Origin of the sequence: Asaia bogorensis NBRC 16594, assembly GCF_001547995.1 — a bacterium.
Classification (GTDB): domain Bacteria; phylum Pseudomonadota; class Alphaproteobacteria; order Acetobacterales; family Acetobacteraceae; genus Asaia; species Asaia bogorensis.
The window spans coordinates 434,176-451,744 of sequence record NZ_AP014690.1; the positions used below are offsets into that span (position 1 = coordinate 434,176).

A 17,569-nucleotide genomic window follows, 5' to 3' on the forward strand; every position below is an offset into this window, starting at 1 on the left:
ATGCCCCGTTTGTCACGGGGCATGATAAGGGCGATTTTTCGTCGATGTCTGATGTCGCGGCCGACCGGGTTTCATTCTGTCTTCGTCGGGGCCATCAGGGAGTTCAGAAGCTTATAGGTCGCTTCGACGCGGGCTTCATTCGGTGTATTTCTGTTGGCCAGCATGACAACACCAATTCTTTGACTCGGGATCATTGCGACATAGCCGCCAAAACCGTCGGTTGAGCCAGTCTTGTTGAAAATGACATTCTGATCGTCAGCCTGATGCGGTTCGATGGCCGTAACCGGATGCGGTTTCATGATGAAATCATAGCCATTGCCGAGCAGCATCGGCTGTAGAGGCGTCGGCCAGGGATAATGCTCCCAGATCATGTCCTGGGTGAAGAATTCTGTCTTGTAGCGCCCTTGCTGCGTCATCTTTACAGCGCGCCGCAAGTCATCCGGGGGATGGCCAAGACCGAGTTCGATATCCAGCATTTCCAGCATGTCGCTGGGTGTCGATTTGACGCCATAAGCCTCAGTTGCCAACACACCGGGGTGCACCCGTTCGGGGGCATCGGTCTTTTTGTCATAGCCGTAGGCGTAGTTTTTCATCTCACTGGCCGGTACCTCGATCCAGCTGTGTCTCAGTCCAAACGCGGGGAAGAGGACTGTCTGAACGGCTCTGGTGTAGGTCATGCTTAGTGACTGGGCTGAGATGTAGCCCAGCAGGCCGATGCTGATATTGGAATAACTCCGCGCGCCGGGTTGCGGCGGATGCCAGGCTTCGAGCCATCGGGTCAGGCCCTTGATACCAGTGACCGTCTCTGGCACCTGCAGGGGAAGGCCCCCGGAATGGTGGGTCGCCAGATCAAGAAGCGTGAGATCATGACCGATACGGCATTGATCGTTGCACAGATGATGGGCGACCGTATCACTCAGGCGCATCTTGCCGTGGTCAACAGCAAGAGCGGCGAGGGTAACGTTGAAAATCTTGCTCATCGAGCCCAGCTCGAACAGCGTATCAGGCGTGACCGGTCGATGATCTGCCCGCGAGGCGAGCCCCACCGCGTAAAAATGATGAACCCCATTTTGAGTCACGCCAACCACAAGACCCGGCACGTTATAGCGGCTGGCCAGTGGCGCAAAGGCAGCCTTGATCTTGTTATCAACATCATCAGCCCATGCAGGCGCCGTAAGCGCCAAACCACAAGCGACCGACAGCAACCTCAAGAAAGAGTGCCTGCGCTGAACCATGAGTATCTCCCGTTTTCGGATAGTCTCATGGTGCAAGCTTATGATGGCGGAAAAACGCCTGGTTTGAAGGCGTCGGGGCGGGGCTCATGATGCCCCGCCGGAGTAATATCAGCCCAGAGCTTCCTGCACGAGCGCCGCCTGTTCGGCCAGATGCTCGCTTGCAAGACCGGTGGCTGGCGAGGCAGACGCCTTGCGGCCGACAAAGATCGGGCGCGGACGAGCGTGATTGCACCGTTCGGCCGAGTTCTCGATACGACGATCGACAAAGGCCCAGGCTCCGCCATTCTGCGATTCTTCCTGACACCAGATGATCTGCGCATTGGGGTAACGGGCAAGTTGCTGCGACAGCACATCACGGGGGAAGGGATAGAGCTGCTCAAGGCGCAGGATCGCCACATTGTCACGGTTGCTGTCACGGCGGGCAGCACGCAGATCATAATAGACCTTGCCCGAGCACAGCACCACGCGGGTGATATCCTGATCGGGCAGCAGGGCATCGGTCTCGGGCAGGACGGTGCGGAAACGTGTTTCGGGTCCGAAATCGGCCAGTTCCGACACGGCCTCCTTGTGACGCAGCAGCGATTTGGGCGTCATAATGATCAGCGGCTTGCGACATTCACGCGCAATCTGGCGACGCAGGGCGTGGAAGTAGTTTGCTGGGGTGGTGATATTGCACACGCGCAGATTGTTCTCGGCGCAAAGCTGCAGATAGCGTTCGAGACGGGCAGAAGAGTGCTCCGGCCCCTGGCCCTCATAACCATGAGGTAGCAGCATCACGAGGCCCGACGTACGCAGCCACTTTGTCTCGCCCGATGCGATGAACTGGTCGATGATGACCTGCGCCCCATTGGCGAAATCGCCAAACTGCGCCTCCCACAGTACCAGTGAGTTGGGTGCGGCCAGCGTGTAGCCATATTCGAAGCCAAGCACACCGAACTCGGACAGCAGCGAGTTATAGACCTCGATGCGGGCCTGACCATCGGCAATGTTGTTCAGCGGCACATAGTCGCTCTGATTGATCTGGTCGACCAGAACGGCGTGACGCTGGCTGAATGTCCCGCGCTGGCAATCCTCGCCTGACAGGCGCACAGGATGATGCTGAAGCAGCAGCGAACCGAAGGCGAGGGCTTCACCCAGCGCCCAGTCGATTCCAGCACCCGTCTCAATGGCCTGGCCACGTGCCTGGATGACGCGGCGCAGGCGCGGGTGCAGGGCAAAATCTTCCGGGATGCGCGTCAGGGCTGCGCCCACGCGTTGCAGGCCCGAAATGCTGATGCCGGTTACCGGCTGCTCACGCAGGGGTTCGTCAGACAGGCGCGATGGGTCCTGATTGCACTCCAGCCAGTCTTCGCGGCTGGGTTCGTAGGATTTAGCGGCCTCGAACTGCTCCTGCAGATGATCCTGGAAATACTGGAACTGGTCATCGGCCGTCTCGGCATCGATCACCTTCTGGCGTGCCAGCTTCTTGGCATAGAGCGCGCGCGTGGTCGGGCGAGCGGCAATAGCCTTGTACATGGTGGGCTGGGTGAAGGCCGGTTCGTCGGCCTCATTATGTCCATGACGGCGATAGCAGACCAGATCGATCACCACATCTGCCGCGAATTCGCGACGGTAATCGGCTGCAAGGCGCGCGCAATAGGCGGCGGCTTCGGGCTCGTCACCATTCACATGCAGGATCGGCGCATGCACGGCCTTGGCGATATCGGTGCAGTAAAAGCCCGAATGGGCATGGGCCGAAATGGTCGTGAAACCGATCTGGTTGTTCGTGACCACATGAACCGTGCCACCCGTGCGATAGCCAATGAGCTGGGACATGGCCATCGTCTCGTAAACGATGCCCTGACCGGCAAAGGCGGCATCGCCGTGGATCAGCAGGCCGAGATGGCGATAGCGGTTTTCGAGCCCGACACAGCCTTCTGAATCCTGGATGGCGCGTACGCGTCCCACTACGACCGGATCGACCGCCTCAAGATGCGATGGGTTGGGCAGAAGGGTGACACGCACCTTCTCGTTCGAGACATGCAGCGTGGCGGCGGTGCCCAGATGATATTTCACATCGCCCGAGCCCTGCACATCGGTCGGCTTGAACGAGGCCCCGGCGAATTCCGAGAATATGGCGGCGAAGGGCTTTTGCACCACATTGGCCATCACGTTCAGACGGCCACGATGCGCCATGCCGACAGACACGCTGCGTGTGCCCTGCTGCGCGGATTGCTCGATGATGGCATGGAGCACTGGAATGGTGACTTCGCTGCCTTCAAGGCCGAAGCGCTTCGTGCCGGTAAAGCGCTTCTGGCAGAAGCTTTCGAAGCCTTCGGCCTCGGTCAGCTGATTGAGGATGGTCTTTTTCTCGGCTGCCGAGAACATACGTCGCCAGTCATCGCCCTCAAGGCGGTGCTGAAGCCACAGACGCTGGGCCGCGTCCTGGATATGCATGTATTCGACACCGATCGGGCCGCAATAGGTCTGGCGCAGCGCGGCAAGAAGCTCGTTGATGGTGGCGCTGGCGCGTTCGGGCAGAAGCGAACTGACCATCTGCCCCAGATAGATCGGGCGGTCGCGGTCATTGGGACCAAACCCGTATGTCGCAGGGTCCAACTCGGTGTAGGATTTCGGAACCTGCAGGCCCAGCGGATCGAGACGCGCCTCAAGATGGCCACGCACACGATAGGCCCGGACAAGCTGAATGGCGCGAACACTGTCATCCACGCTTGAGAGCAGATCGGTGGCCGAAAATTCGCCGGCGGCCCGGGCTGCCGGTCCCGCAGGGCTGCGTGCGTCGAGCAGCGATGCCTGCTCACCCCAGGCGGCCCGGTCGGCGGGGTTCAGCTTGGCGGCTTGCTGGGCTGCTTCCTGTTCGGCATCGAGTGCCCTGAACAGATCGGCGAAGGAGGGGTCCACACTGCGGGGATCGGCAGCCCACTTCGCATGCAGATCCGCCAGATAGACGGTGTTGGCGCCATTCAGCGCCGTTGGTAACGAACCGATCTCACCCATGCTTGCAGCCCTCCCCGGCTGACTCGTCCGGAACTGGATATCGACTTAAAATGGCACCCTCATGGCGAAAACAACCATGAAACTCTTGCCGATCAGCAACAAGCATAAAACTTTTCCGAACGATTTCAGTTCACAATCGCACGTTCTGCAGACGGCATCAGAAAGAGTCGAAACTTTCAATCCTGCCTGCCGTCTATAGACTCCGCACCAGAGCGTCGTGTGGTCTAACCCATCACATGATATTCCGATATTGCAGTTTGGAGGGGTCTGTCATGCGCTGCATGCCCGCACTCGCGGTATTCACGATTTCGCTACTGTCACAGGGCGTGTCCTGTGCCTGGGCGACTCCCGAACGCCCGGTCGAGCAGCAGGGGCGTCATCTCGATTTCGATAGCCGGGCCCCCTTGCGCTGCACGCGCGCGCCCCATCTGGTCAGAACCGCCTACACCCCCGACGAAAAGCCCGTTGAAGGGGCTGTGTCCATGCGTTCTTGCTTTTCCGATACTGACCGTATCGGGGCAGGATATACACAGTATGTACGCAACAGTGCGGTGCGCCACCTGCATCACCGCATGAAGGGCTAGCAAGCCTCTTGTGCGCCGGGGGGGGCAGGAATAGGCTCGCCCTCCATGTCACAGATCGCTCTTCAGTATGAAGCCCTTGAACGGACCCCGATTAGCGAGGCACCGTTCAGACATGTGGTTGTCCCGAACTTCGTACGCGAAGAGGACCTCCAGACACTCATCAATCTGATGCCCGAGATGAAGTCCGGCGGGTCCTTCCCCCCGGAGGGTCTGCGGCTGCACCCGACAGTCAGGGCACTGACGAAGGAACTGCAGGGGCCGCGGCTCAAGAAGATCGTGGCGCAGAAATTCGGCCTCGATATCGAAGATGCACCGAGCATGCTCACCCTGCGCGGCCGCACCCGTGAAAAGGACGGGCGTATCCATCGTGATTCAGAAGCCAAGCTCGTTACGATCCTGCTTTACCTGAATCCCGAAAGCGCCGCCTGGTCTGCACAGGAAGGCTGCCTGCGCCTGCTGAACGGCCCCGATAATCTTGAGGATTACGAGGTTGAGGTGAAGCCCGCCCACGGTACGTTGCTGATTTTCCCGAATGGGCCGAAAACCTGGCACGGTCACAGGCAGTATGTCGGTCCGCGCTACACTATTCAGCTGAATTACATGGCCACAAATAACAAGGCGCGCTATGAACTGCGCCGTCATCGGCTGTCAGCGCTGTTCAAGCGCCTGTCATTCGCCCGATGAAACGGTCATGACGCCCGGCGTGATGACGATCGAATTCTGACTGAGGTAATGTGATTATGGGATACCGCGTTGCGGTCGTTGGCGCGACTGGTGCTGTAGGTCGTGAACTCCTGCGCATTCTTGCCGAGAGAGATTTTCCTGTGTCCGAAGTGGCAGCGCTGGCTTCGGCCCGCTCCACGGGGCAGGACGTCTCGTTTGGCGACAAGAAAATTCTCAAGATCCAGAACCTCGAGACGTTCGACTTCACCGGCTGGGATATTGCCCTGTTCTCACCTGGCGCTTCGGTTTCTGCTGTGCATGCGCCGCGTGCGGCAGCGGCCGGGTGCATCGTGATCGACAACACCTCGCATTTCCGCATGGAGCCGGACGTGCCGTTGGTGGTGCCTGAAGTAAACGCGAATGCGCTGAAGAAGATGAAGCGCAACATCATCGCCAACCCCAACTGCTCGACAGCGCAGATGGTGGTTGCGCTCAAGCCGCTGCATGATCTGTTCACCATCAAGCGTATCGTGGTGTCGACCTATCAGGCGGTTTCCGGCGCCGGCAAGGATGGCATGGATGAGCTGTTTGCCCAGTGCAAGGGCAGCTTTGTAGGCGATCCGCCGACCATCGCCCAGTTCACCAAGCAGATTGCGTTCAACGTCATTCCGCATATCGACAGCTTCATGCCCGATGGCTCCACCAAGGAAGAGTGGAAGATGGCGGTCGAGACACGCAAGATTCTCGATCCCGACATCAAGGTTGCGGCAACCTGTGTGCGTGTGCCCGTCTTTATCGGTCACTCCGAGGCGATCAATATCGAATGTGAGGAACCCGTCGATCTGGCGCGTGCCCGCGAGGCCCTGCGCGAGGCCGATGGTGTGATTCTGCGCGATGAGCGTGACGATGGCGGCTACGTCACCCCGATCGAGTGCGTGGGCGAGGATGCGACCTATGTTTCGCGCCTACGTATCGACGACTCGGTGGAGAACGGTCTGGCGCTGTGGTGTGTCTCGGATAATCTGCGCAAAGGTGCTGCGCTGAACGCAGTACAGATCGCTGAAGCCCTGATTGCGCTCGATCTGATCAAGCAGAAGGCCTAATTACGGGTTCTTATATTACATATTTGTCATTATTGTAATTTTGGCATTGCGCAGACCCGGCGCAGTGCCAAACTCCTTTCAAGGGCGGATGCAGGGTTGTGCTGCAAGGGTCCGAACGGAGATGACAATGGCTGTTATCGACACTCTGGCCGCTGGTCTGTTTGCCCTCGCTGCGCTTGGTCTCCTGCGCATGGCGCCTGTACCCAAAGCCATTCCGGTGCGCGTCAAACGGAAACCGTCAGCGCGCTGAGCGGTTTTTGTCTCTCCTGAGTCAGTAAGCCGATAGAGAGACATGGCCTTCAATAACAAGATCCCCGCGACTGCGACACCGCCGGAAGGCAAGACGGGTGTCCTCATTGCCAATCTTGGCACGCCTGAAGGCACCGATTTCTTCTCGGTCCGTCGCTATCTTGGCGAGTTTCTCTCTGACCGTCGCGTGATCGAGGCACCGCCAGCCATCTGGCAGCCCATTCTGCAAGGCGTTGTTCTCACCACGCGCCCTTCCAAAAGCGGCGAAGCCTATGCCCGTATCTGGAACCGTGAAGAAGACGCCAGCCCGCTGCGCGTTTACAGCCGTGCCCAGGCGGAGAAGCTGGCCGAGCGCCTTTGCGTCGATGTGCCGGTGGCCTGGGGTATGCGCTATGGCAAACCTTCAATTGGTGAGGCTGTCGAGGAGCTGATGGATCAGGGATGTGATCGCATCCTCTATCTCTCGCTCTATCCGCAATACAGCGCCACCACGACCGCGACAGCCAATGATCAGCTGTTTCGCACGCTCATGACGCTGCGCCGTCAGCCCGCCATTCAAACCATCCCGGCTTTTCCTGATCATCCTGTCTATATCGCCGGGCTCGAAAAGAGCGTGCGTGACCATCTGGCGGGGCTGAGCTGGAAACCGCAACGTATTGTCGCCTCCTTTCACGGCTTGCCAAAGCTCTGCGTGGATAAGGGGGATTACTACCCCGATGACTGCGTCAGAACGATCCGCGCCCTGCGTGACGCTCTGAATGTGAGCGAAGAGCAGATGCCGATCACTTACCAGTCGCGTTTTGGGCCGATGGAATGGGTGCAGCCCTATACAGCACCTTTCGTGACGGCGCTGCCAGAACAGGGGATAACCCGTATCGCTGTCATCATGCCCGGCTTCATCAGCGACTGCATTGAGACGCTGGACGAAATCGGCCACGAATTGCGTGACGAGTTCATTGAGGCGGGAGGTGAGGAACTGACCCTCATTCCATGTCTGAACGACAGCGATATGGCGATCGATCTGCTCGAAGCACTGATTCGCGAAGCCTGCCCGCCCGCATGGCAGAAATCCGGCCTGACTTCCGCCTGATGCGTTGTGGCTGAACCATCGCCGGTTCTGTCAGCCTGACGCGTGATGATCTTGTTTTGTTCTCGAACCTGATGGCATAAGGGCAGCATGTCTGAGCCAACAGGTCACGGGGCTGTGCGTCGAATCATCCATATCGATATGGATGCCTTTTACGCTTCGGTTGAACAACGCGATGCACCGGAGTTGCGTGGTCGTCCTGTTGCCGTAGGGCGGGGTGAGGGACGAGGCGTTGTCGCGGCGGCCAGCTATGAGGCCCGCCGGTTTGGTGTCCGTTCGGCCATGCCATCGCGTACGGCGTTGCGGCAATGTCCGGAACTGGTCTTCGTCCCGCCTCGCTTTGACACGTATCGCGCCGTTTCACGCCAGATCCATGAGATATTCGCGCGCTATACGGCGCTTATACAGCCTCTCTCACTCGATGAGGCTTATCTCGATGTGACGCAAAGCTACCGCGAGCATGGGTCGGCCACCGATATTGCACGGCGTATCCGGGCAGAAATTGCCGAGGAAACCGGACTGACGGCTTCGGCCGGGATCTCCTACAACCGGTTTCTGGCGAAGCTCGCGTCGGATCATCGCAAACCCAATGGACAATTCGTCATCACGCCCGCCATGGGGCCGGATTTTTCGGCCTCGCTCCGTGTCGAGCAGTTTCACGGCATTGGCCCCGCGACGCGGGCGAAAATGAACCGGCTGGGCATTTTTACCGGTGCTGACCTGCGTGATATCCCGCGTGACGTGCTGACCCGTCATTTCGGCAAAGCTGCTGCGTTCTATGCGTCCATCGCCTGGGGCATTGACGATCGTCCTGTCGTGCCGGACCGGGTGCGCAAGTCGATTGGTACCGAGACGACCTTTGAGGCCGATCTGGCGGATTTTGCCAGCGCCTGCACGGTGCTCGACGGGCTGTGCGACAAGCTCTGGCGGCATTGTGAGGCGCAGTCACTGCGTGGACGCACTGTGGTTCTGAAGCTCAAATATGCCGATTTCCAGATCACGACACGCACCCGGTCCAATCCTTCTCCATTCGCAAGCCGGGATGCGGTGCGCGAGCAGGCTGTGACATTGCTAGAAGGGTTCTTTCCTCTTCAGCGTGCCATCAGGTTGATGGGCGTCACGCTGACCGGGCTCGGTCAGGATGAGGCCGAGGGCACGGCAGAAGAAAAAACCGCACAATTGACACTTTTTGGTGAATCACCCTGCTGACTTTTTGCATGATGCAGCGTTCACTGAGTCCAATGCTCTCTTGTGGAAGGATCTGCCGTCATGATTTCAGTTTTTTCCACCTCATCGCTCTGGCTGGGTGCCGTCGTTTCCGTACTGATCTGCGCACTTGGCGCAGGCTGAACGCTTAAACCTGACGTAAACTTGACCGGGCGGGGTGACAGCAGGCGCAGGGGCTGGCAAAGCTGAGCCTCTAGCGACCAGAAAATAGGATTGGGGAAATTGTGATGGGTGCCGGGCAGGCAAAGGCGACACGATCGCCACTTGGCATCATCCTGCCGGTCGTCTCACTGAACCTCATTATCTATGTCGTCATCGGCCTGCCGATGGCAGTCATTCCGCTCTTCGTGCATAATGTCCTGCACTGCAACACGGTCATCGCCGGGTTTGCCGTGTCGCTGCAGTATTTCGCCACCTTTGCGTCGCGCGCATCGGCGGGAAAACGTATCGACACCCAGGGGCCAAAGCCGGTTGCGGTGCTGGGTCTGGCGCTTGGTGTCTTTTCCGGCCTGCTGCTTCTGGTGGCAGGACTTGGCAAATCGGTCATCCCGCTTTCCCTGATCTGCCTTTTCGCCAGTCGTCTGGCCCTTGGCTGGGCAGAAAGCTGGGCCTCGACAGCCGCAATCGTCTGGAACATACGCCGCGCAGGGGCAGCCAATACGGCTCAGGTCATCTCGTGGAATGGAATAACCTCCTATGGCGGTATCGCCCTGGGTGCCACGATTGGCGAGCAGCTTTCGCATCTCGGTGGCGGCTGGGGCGGGCTGGTAAGTCTGGGTGTGCTCTCGACCCTGCTCCCCGCCATCGGCACGGCGCTGGCCAGCACCTATCCCGCGGTTGCTCCCATACGCCATGACGCCCCCGCCATGTCTTTCGCCAAGGTGTTCCGTCTGGTGCTGCCTCATGGCTGCGCGCTGGCTGCGGGATCCGTCGGATTCGGGGCCATCTCGTCATGCCTTGCACTCTATTTTGCGGCGGAGCACTGGCCGGATGCAGCGCAGGCCCTGGCTGTATTCGGTATGGTCTTCGTCATCGTACGCTTCGTTTTCGCGCGCCAGATCGGACGTATCGGCGGGACAAATGTCGCGCTTATCTCGCTTGGTGTTGAAACACTCGGATTGCTGATTCTGGCCTTTCTTCCCTCTGCTGAAGCGGCCACTCTGGGCGCCGCAGTAACCGGAGCGGGTTTCTCACTGGTGTTTCCGGCACTGGGCGTTCTGGCTGTTGATCGCGCCGGGGCGGAGAATCGCGGTGCCGCGCTTGGGGCCTTTTCGGTATTTCTTGATCTCGCCATTGGCGTGTCCGGCCCGTTGCTGGGGCTCGTCATCCATTCTGCGGGTTATATGGCCCTGTTCGTCTTCACAGCTTGCATTACATTCCTCGGCATCGTGCAGGTGCTGAGATTGCAGCGTGCTGCAAGGCCCTGACGTCACAGGTCAAAGGAAAATCCAGAAATGACAATCGCTGCCGCCGCTGTCTTTTGCGGCTCGCGCCATGGTTCTGTCCCGGCTTTCGGTGAAGCCGCCCGCGCAATGGGAGCCGGTCTGGCGGAGCGTGGCATCCATCTGGTCTATGGTGGCGGGGCAGTGGGGCTTATGGGTGTGGTGGCCGCAGCCGCGTTGCAGGCTGGAGGCCAGGTAACCGGGATCATCCCCGAATTTCTTCATGGCCGCGAGGTCATGAACGAACAGGTGACGGATCTGATCGTTACCGAGTCGATGCATGAGCGCAAGCGGCTGATGTTCGCGCAGGCCGATGCGTTTCTGGTGCTGCCAGGCGGGCTCGGCACTTTTGACGAACTCATGGAAATCATGACGTGGCGTCAGCTCTCGCTGCATGACAAGCCTATCCTGATCGTCAACGTCGCGAGCTGGGCTGTGCACGTGATTGCGGCTCTGGAGGCAGCAATTGAGCAGGGCCTGGCAGATGCCTCGGCACGCAGGCTCTATCAGGTTGTGCCCGACGTGGCTCAAGCTCTCGAAATTCTGGGTAAAACCAGAAAGAGCGAGGAAAACATCGAGACAGGCCGACTTTGATCGTCTGCCCCCCTTGCAGAGCCGCCCATCTGGCAGTATAGCCCCATCCATCGGTTCGGAGTGTAGCTCAGCCTGGTAGAGCACTGTGTTCGGGACGCAGGGGCCGGAGGTTCGAATCCTCTCACTCCGACCAGAATTTCCATAATTCTGGTCATTCTGGCGGTCTGGTATTGCTGAAAAGGCAGACCATCCGCCCACCGATTATTTCCGATATCATCTGGATCACATCAGAGACTTTGCGTTTCTTCGTTGGTTATGCTGCACGATTGTCTGCACGAGCCATGAACCTCTCGCCAGACGAGCCCTGACCCGGTATCGGGTTGATCAGGTCCATCATGGCAAAAGGGGGGAGGGGCATTGCGCAATCGTTTGTGCTTTCTGATGCTCACTCTCATCCTGATCGGCGCTTTTGCTGCCGGAATTCTTATTGGACGCTATCCGCTTTCACTTCACGCAATCGGGGCCATGATGGCCGGGCATGGTGCTGCCGAAACGCGGGCCGTGCTGCTCTATGCGCGCCTGCCAAGGCTGATCGGGGCCATGGTGGTCGGGGCGGCGCTCTCAGTGTCAGGAAGCGCGTTTCAGGCGGTTTTCCGTAATCCGCTCGTTTCGCCCGATCTGCTGGGGGTATTGAGTGGCGCGGCTTTCGGGGCGGCGCTGGCCATCCTGCTGCATGGCAGTAGTGCGGTAGTGGGGTTTGCGGCCTTCGCCGGAGGGTGTTGCGCCGTGGCCTGCGGCTTTGGCATCGCGCGGTTGGTGGGGCGCGAGGGTATCTTACCGCTGTTGCTGGGCGGGTTGATCAGCGCTGCCCTGTTCACCTCTTTTCTCTCGTTACTCAAATATGTGGCTGATCCATTCGATCAGTTGCCAGCCATCATCTACTGGCTGCTCGGGAGCCTGGCCCGGACGCAATGGGCGCAGCTTGCCTGGGTGGCACCCTTCTGTGTGCTGGGCATGGCGCTGCTGTGGCTGGGTTCGCGGGCGCTGGATGCGCTGGTTCTGAGCGATGACGAAGCCCGGAGCCTTGGCCTGCCGGTTGGGGTCATGAGGCTCGTCGTGCTGGCCCTCGCCACGTCGCTCGGCGCTCTGACGGTTTCCATGGCCGGGATTATCGGTTGGGTTGGGCTGATTGTACCCCATATGGCCAGGCTCATTATCGGGCCGGGACATCGCCTCATGTTGCCTTTCGCGGCGCTGATGGGGGCGGCGGGGCTGATGCTGGCCGATACCGCAGCGCGAAGCCTGACAGCGTCCGAGATTCCCCTTGGTATGATGACCGAGCTTTTCGGGGCGTTAGGCTTCATCGTGGTGCTGAGGCATCTGCGTCGCGAAGGGCAGTTATAAGTGACATCCCTTGCGACACAGGCTCTCGGCTTTACCCGGCGAGGGCGTCCCATACTTGATGACGTGACGCTGAATTTCTCGGGCGGGCAACTGGTCAGCCTGATGGGGGCGAATGGCGCTGGCAAGACGACGCTGCTGCGGCTGATGCTCGGTCTTATCGTGCCCGACCGGGGAGGGGTTCGGGTCAATGATGTGCCCCTGACCGATCTGTCACGCATGGATCGGGCCCGATTGCTGAGCTACGTGCCGCAAAACAGGGAACATCTGCCGCCCTATGACGTGATGCAGGTGGTGCAGATGGGCAGGCTGCCGCATGGCGGGCTGACAACGCGCCTGTCGAGGGCTGACCATGACAGTATTGAGCGCGCCATTGCGCAGCTCGGTTTGCACGATCTGGCGCGACGGCCCTGCACCGCACTATCGGGGGGCGAGTATCAGCGCGTTCTTCTGGCAAGGGCGCTGGCGCAGGAGACACCGGTTATCGTGCTGGATGAACCATTGGCCGGGCTCGATTACGGCTATCAGCATCGATTGATGGGGCTGCTTTCCACCCTGGCGCAGCAGGGCCGTCTGGTCATCATGACAGTGCATCAGCCTGAGATGATCTACCGTCACGCGAGCCATGTCGTCCTGCTTGAGGCTGGGCGCGTGGTGACACAGGGACGACCGCGTGATGTTCTTGAGGCGGAGCGCCTGAGCGCGTTTTATGAAATTGCCCTTCAACATTACGATCATGGCGCTGAGCGCTTCTTTGCACAAAGGGATAGGGCGGAATGAGAGTCTTCGGCTGGGGCGCTGTACTGAGCGGGTTTCTGGCGGTGGCCACGCTTCAGGAGGCATCGGCCCTGCCAGCAACGCCGCCTCCCGCGCGGATTGTGGATGGATGGTACGCCCATAATGCCACGCTGATCATGCTGGGCGCAGCAGACAGGATTGTCGGTACGGTCGTCTCGCCGTCGCGCTTTGCCTGGATGTATTGCGTCGCCCCATCCCTGCATCAGGCCCATGTTTTTGGCAGCATGGTGCTCAATGCCGAAACTGTTCTCGCCCTTCACCCCGATCTGGTTTTTGTCACCCGTGATTCCGGTGTGGCAGGTGCCTTGCAATCTGTCGGGCTGAAAGCAGAGCCTGTCGGCTTTACCGATTTCGCGGGGATGCTGGCGACAATCGATCAGACGGCGGCCCTTTTGGGGACGGATGAGGCAAGGGCTCAGGCCGCCCGCTATCGCACGGCTTTTGCTGCGCTCGACAGGCCGCCAGCGGAGAAGAAATCAGTGCCGGTGCCGCGTGTGCTGCATATCGCCTCGCTCGATCCCCTGACCGTGGATGGTGATGCGAGTATCGTGGATGAGTGGATACGTGATGCCGGTGGCGGCAATGCCGCGATCGGTGTGCATGGCAACAAGCGCCCGGTTTCGCTGGAGCAGATCCTGGGCTGGCAGCCCGACATCATCATTCTGGGGGCAGATGCAGGCAGCGAGGCCGAAATCGCGTCATCGCCGCTCTGGGCACAACTTGCTGCCGTGGCGCAGCACCATGTGTTTCGCAATCCGTCAGGGGTGTTCAACTGGGATCGCTACAGCCCCGAATTGCTGTTGCAACGCCTGTGGGCGCGTCAGCTGATCGGGAAAGGGACGATTGACCGCGCTGCGATGCTGGCACAGATCCGGGATTTCTACCGCCAGTTCTATCACCACCCCCTCAGCAACGAGGCGGCAGAACGTATTCTCGATGTGCGGCCCCTCGAGCCCGGTGCATGCCCGGGCTAGGCGGCCCTCAGGCGTGGCCGACGAGATTGGAGAGGGAGAGAGGATCGATATTGATGGTGGCCAGGGCCTTGCGCCATTTCACCATCTGATCGCTGCCGAAAATCAGATCATCCATGGCTGGGGCGCTCAGCCATGCATTCTGCTGGATGATTTCATCTTCCAGCTGACCGGGCTCCCACGAGGCATGGCCCAGCGCCAGCAGGGCATGGCGTGGCCCTTCGCCAGCGGCGATCTGATGCAGGATATCGAGGCTGGCAGTCAGGCAGTTCTCGTTGTTGATCACGAGACTGTCCTCACGCCGCCAGTCGGCAGAGTGAAGCACGAAGCCACGGGTCGGTTCCATGGGGCCGCCCATGCACAGATTGATCCTGCGCTTGGGCGGTGAGGGGGTAATGTCGAGCTGCTCGAACAGGGTTTCGAGCGTGGGGTGCGATGCGCGCTTGTTGATGATCAGCCCCATGGCGCCATCCCGCCGCGAATGGGCGCAGACATAGACCACGCTGCGCGCAAATTCCGACTCTCCAAGCATGGGGCTCGAAATGAGCAGACGGCCTGCCAGGGTTTCGGATGTGGTCTCGTCGGGCGTTTGAAAATCTGAAGCCATGAGGGAAAATGTCGGCCATTGCAGGGGGTTTTGCAAGGGCGGCGCTCCGTGGCAACGATACAGAGTGTGGCAACCTTGGAGCGGCTGCCCCGTCTGCTATAGCGTGGGCCCCTGTGTGTCCTGAACCTGAAATGGAGAAAACGATGGCGATTATTCTGGTAACCGGCGCAACAGCCGGGTTTGGTCAGGCTATTGCAAAGCGTCTGGTCAAGGAAGGCCATCGTGTGATCGGGACCGGCCGACGGGCGGAACGGCTTGAGGCCATGAAGAAAGAGCTGGGCGAGGCGTTCCTGCCGCAGGTGCTCGATGTGACCGATGCCGAAAAGATTCAGGCCCTGCCCGCAAGCCTGCCACCCGCCTGGCGTCAGATCGATGTGGTGATCAATAATGCCGGTCTGGCCCTCGGTGTAGGCAAGGCGCAGGACTCCGATCTCAAGGATTGGAAAACCATGATTGACACGAATGTGACGGGTGTCGTGGATGTCACTCGCGCGTTTCTTCCACAAATGGTCGAACGCAATCATGGATACATCATCACACTTGGCAGTATCGCAGGGACTTACCCCTATGTCGGGGGCAATGTTTACGGAGCCACCAAGGCGTTTGTGGGTCAGTTCATGCGTAATCTGCGCACTGACCTGCTGGGAACGAAGATCCGTGCAAGCACGATCGAACCGGGACTATGCGGGGGCAGTGAATTCAGCAATGTGCGGCTGCGCGACAATCAGAAGGCAGCGGATGTCTATAAAGGGACTGACCCGCTGACGCCTGAGGATATCGCAGCAACCGTTTCATGGCTGCTCAGCCTTCCGCCTCATGTCAACATCAACGCCATCGAGATGATGCCTGTCTGTCAGGCTGCCGGTGGCCTCGCAGTGGATCGAAGCAGTGACTGAACTGACCCTGGGCCTGGCCCGCAAGCTTCCTGGCAAGTATCTCGTCAGCGACGGGCGCGATTTCGAGCTGAAATCCGTCCGTCCCCAGGATCATGGCGGTTTGCACAAGGGCCATGTCGAGGCGTGGCTGGACAAGCGGCGTGCTCATCTCGGAGCGTTACAGGAGAGGCTCGCGGCAGAGCATCGCCATTCCATGCTTCTGGTTCTTCAGGGCATGGATGGTGCGGGCAAGGACAGCCTCATTCTCAATGTCATGACCGGGATGAACCCGCAGGGTACCAAGGTCGTGTCATTCAAGAAGCCGAGCGATATCGAGCTCTCTCATGACTATCTATGGCGCGTTCACATGGCGATACCGAGCCGTGGCCAGGTAGGGGTGTTCAACCGCAGCCATTACGAGGATGTACTCGTTGCCCGAGTTCATGCAGACACGCTCGATGCGAGAGGCATGAAGGGTGATCCGACAAAGCGGGAGTTCTGGGACCACCGCCTGCAGGATATCCGCGATTTCGAGGCCTATCTGGGCCGGCAGGGCATCCATATTCTCAAGGTCATGCTGCACATGTCGCCCGAGTGTCAGCAGGAGCGTTTGCTGCGTCGTCTTCATCGGCCGGACAAGCGCTGGAAGTTCGATGAGAGCGATCTGGCGGAACGTCAGTTCTGGCCCGCTTACCAGACAGCCTATGAAGAAGCGATCCGGGCGACGGCGACCGAGCACGCGCCCTGGCTTGTCGTGCCGTCAAACAAGAAATGGTATTCGCGTCTGGTGGTGATGGAAGCTCTGATTGCAAGGCTTGAGAGCCTGAGCCCGGAGCCACCACCGCCCTCGCCTGAGATTCTCGAAAATCTCGGTCGGCTCGAAGCCAAGATCAAGGCGAGCAAGATACTCGGCTGATCTTACCCATCCTGCAAGGTCGCCTCCTTTGGCGGCCCTTGCAGGGTGGAAGCGTAAGGGTTGTCAGTGCGCCTCCTTACGCGCCGTCCTGATCTGCTCGCGCATCTCCTCAGCCGAGATGGCACCGGGAATGATCGCACTCGTACCGAAAACGAAGGTCGGTGTGCCATCGAGGCCGATCAGCCTTGCTTCGGCCAGATTCTCGTTGATCTGCGCGGCAACGCTCGAGGCGTGCATGTCAGTCACCAGCTTGTCCGCATTGAGCCCATTGGCCGTAGCGAGCTGACGGATACGATCCAGAGTAGGGGGCGTCGTGTCCTGCATAAGGGCGCGTTTCATCTTTTCGTAGCCGCCCTGCAGCGCGGCGGCGAAAATGGCCTGCGTGTCCAGCACGCTTTTCTCGCTCAGCACCGGTACCAGCTTTTCGACTAGGCGCAGCTTGCTGTCCGATTTCAGAAGGGCATCGACAACGGGCACCATGCTGCGGCAATAGCCGCAGCGCGGGTCGAGAAACTCCACAATGGTCAGATCGCCCTGCGGGTTGCCGCGCACCGTGTAGTCGGGCCCCTTTTGCAGACGCTCACGATCGGAGCGAACATGGGTGAGGGCGTCATCTGCTGCTTTCTGCTGGGCGCCCTGACGCAGGGCTACGATGGCATCGCTCAGAATGCTCGGGTCATTCTTCAGGGCGTCGCGCAGGATCGTCACGATCTCGGCGCGCTGGGCCGGGCTGAAAGACGATTCCGCAGCGGCAGACGCAGTACTGGGGGCAGCAAGGGCCGGAACGGCGGTCGACACGGTCAGACCAAGGGCGAGAAAAGTGCCGGCAAGCCGGGCACGGGTCGGGCGGGTCATGAGGACGATCCTGCTGGTCGTGAAA

The 17,569-nt window shown here is 59.7% G+C and carries 17 protein-coding genes and 1 tRNA gene; 14 read left to right on the plus strand and 4 right to left on the minus strand.

The window, feature by feature from the left end; genetic code table 11:
* Positions 1 to 71: 71 nt before the first annotated feature.
* Both ampC and Asbog_RS01980 read right to left on the minus strand, forming a co-directional pair.
* On the minus strand, positions 72 to 1,235 hold the full coding sequence (ampC, locus tag Asbog_RS01975) for a class C beta-lactamase (protein ID WP_062163895.1): 1,164 nt from the start codon (positions 1,233 to 1,235) through the stop codon (positions 72 to 74).
* A 108-nt stretch (positions 1,236 to 1,343) separates the two neighbouring features.
* Positions 1,344 to 4,232 carry a 2-oxoglutarate dehydrogenase E1 component gene (locus tag Asbog_RS01980; protein ID WP_062163896.1) on the minus strand — a complete coding sequence of 963 codons (2,889 nt, stop codon included), beginning with the start codon at positions 4,230 to 4,232 and terminating at the stop codon, positions 1,344 to 1,346.
* Between the two features lie 272 nt (positions 4,233 to 4,504).
* Here Asbog_RS01980 and Asbog_RS01985 point away from each other — a divergent pair, with 272 nt between their 5' ends.
* The 12 genes from Asbog_RS01985 to Asbog_RS02035 all read left to right on the plus strand — a co-directional run bounded on the left by Asbog_RS01985 (position 4,505) and on the right by Asbog_RS02035 (position 14,294).
* Entirely contained in the window at positions 4,505 to 4,816 is a 312-nt protein-coding gene (locus tag Asbog_RS01985) for a hypothetical protein (RefSeq protein WP_062163897.1), read from the plus strand.
* Between the two features lie 45 nt (positions 4,817 to 4,861).
* The gene (locus Asbog_RS01990) at positions 4,862 to 5,500 is read left to right on the plus strand and encodes a 2OG-Fe(II) oxygenase family protein (RefSeq protein WP_062163898.1); all 639 of its coding nucleotides are present in this window, start codon (positions 4,862 to 4,864) and stop codon (positions 5,498 to 5,500) included.
* Between the two features lie 56 nt (positions 5,501 to 5,556).
* Entirely contained in the window at positions 5,557 to 6,582 is a 1,026-nt protein-coding gene (locus Asbog_RS01995; RefSeq protein ID WP_062163899.1) for an aspartate-semialdehyde dehydrogenase, read from the plus strand.
* Positions 6,583 to 6,709: 127 nt separating this feature from the next.
* Entirely contained in the window at positions 6,710 to 6,832 is a 123-nt protein-coding gene (locus Asbog_RS14720) for a hypothetical protein (RefSeq protein ID WP_255493486.1), read from the plus strand.
* Positions 6,833 to 6,874: 42 nt separating this feature from the next.
* Positions 6,875 to 7,921, plus strand: a complete 1,047-nt coding sequence (hemH, locus tag Asbog_RS02000) for a ferrochelatase (RefSeq protein WP_062163900.1) — start codon at positions 6,875 to 6,877, stop codon at positions 7,919 to 7,921.
* Between the two features lie 87 nt (positions 7,922 to 8,008).
* Positions 8,009 to 9,127, plus strand: a complete 1,119-nt coding sequence (gene dinB / locus Asbog_RS02005) for a DNA polymerase IV (protein ID WP_062163901.1) — start codon at positions 8,009 to 8,011, stop codon at positions 9,125 to 9,127.
* Between the two features lie 245 nt (positions 9,128 to 9,372).
* Positions 9,373 to 10,572, plus strand: a complete 1,200-nt coding sequence (locus Asbog_RS02010) for an MFS transporter (protein WP_171840646.1) — start codon at positions 9,373 to 9,375, stop codon at positions 10,570 to 10,572.
* Between the two features lie 27 nt (positions 10,573 to 10,599).
* A complete protein-coding gene (locus tag Asbog_RS02015; RefSeq protein WP_062163903.1) occupies positions 10,600 to 11,181 on the plus strand; it encodes an LOG family protein in 582 nt (193 codons plus the stop codon).
* Positions 11,182 to 11,237: 56 nt separating this feature from the next.
* A tRNA-Pro gene (locus Asbog_RS02020) sits at positions 11,238 to 11,314 on the plus strand.
* Between the two features lie 248 nt (positions 11,315 to 11,562).
* Positions 11,563 to 12,525, plus strand: a complete 963-nt coding sequence (locus Asbog_RS02025; protein WP_062165654.1) for a FecCD family ABC transporter permease — start codon at positions 11,563 to 11,565, stop codon at positions 12,523 to 12,525.
* A complete protein-coding gene (locus tag Asbog_RS02030) occupies positions 12,526 to 13,302 on the plus strand; it encodes an ABC transporter ATP-binding protein (RefSeq protein WP_062163904.1) in 777 nt (258 codons plus the stop codon). It abuts the gene before it with no gap.
* Entirely contained in the window at positions 13,299 to 14,294 is a 996-nt protein-coding gene (locus Asbog_RS02035; RefSeq protein WP_062163905.1) for an ABC transporter substrate-binding protein, read from the plus strand. Before Asbog_RS02030 ends, Asbog_RS02035 begins: the two co-directional genes overlap by 4 nt.
* 7 nt (positions 14,295 to 14,301) lie before the next feature.
* Here Asbog_RS02035 and Asbog_RS02040 read toward each other — a convergent pair whose 3' ends face one another.
* On the minus strand, positions 14,302 to 14,898 hold the full coding sequence (locus Asbog_RS02040) for a YqgE/AlgH family protein (RefSeq protein WP_023979686.1): 597 nt from the start codon (positions 14,896 to 14,898) through the stop codon (positions 14,302 to 14,304).
* Positions 14,899 to 15,041: 143 nt separating this feature from the next.
* Between Asbog_RS02040 and Asbog_RS02045 the strand changes: the two genes are divergently transcribed.
* Complete coding sequence (locus tag Asbog_RS02045; RefSeq protein WP_171840647.1) at positions 15,042 to 15,794, plus strand: SDR family NAD(P)-dependent oxidoreductase; 753 nt, start codon at positions 15,042 to 15,044, stop codon at positions 15,792 to 15,794.
* The gene (locus Asbog_RS02050; RefSeq protein ID WP_062163907.1) at positions 15,787 to 16,689 is read left to right on the plus strand and encodes a PPK2 family polyphosphate kinase; all 903 of its coding nucleotides are present in this window, start codon (positions 15,787 to 15,789) and stop codon (positions 16,687 to 16,689) included. The genes Asbog_RS02045 and Asbog_RS02050 overlap by 8 nt, the downstream gene beginning before the upstream one ends.
* A 63-nt stretch (positions 16,690 to 16,752) precedes the next feature.
* Here Asbog_RS02050 and Asbog_RS02055 read toward each other — a convergent pair whose 3' ends face one another.
* Positions 16,753 to 17,544 (minus strand): DsbA family protein, encoded by a 792-nt coding sequence (locus Asbog_RS02055; RefSeq protein WP_062165655.1) that lies wholly within the window; start codon positions 17,542 to 17,544, stop codon positions 16,753 to 16,755.
* Between the last annotated feature and the right edge of the window lie 25 nt (positions 17,545 to 17,569).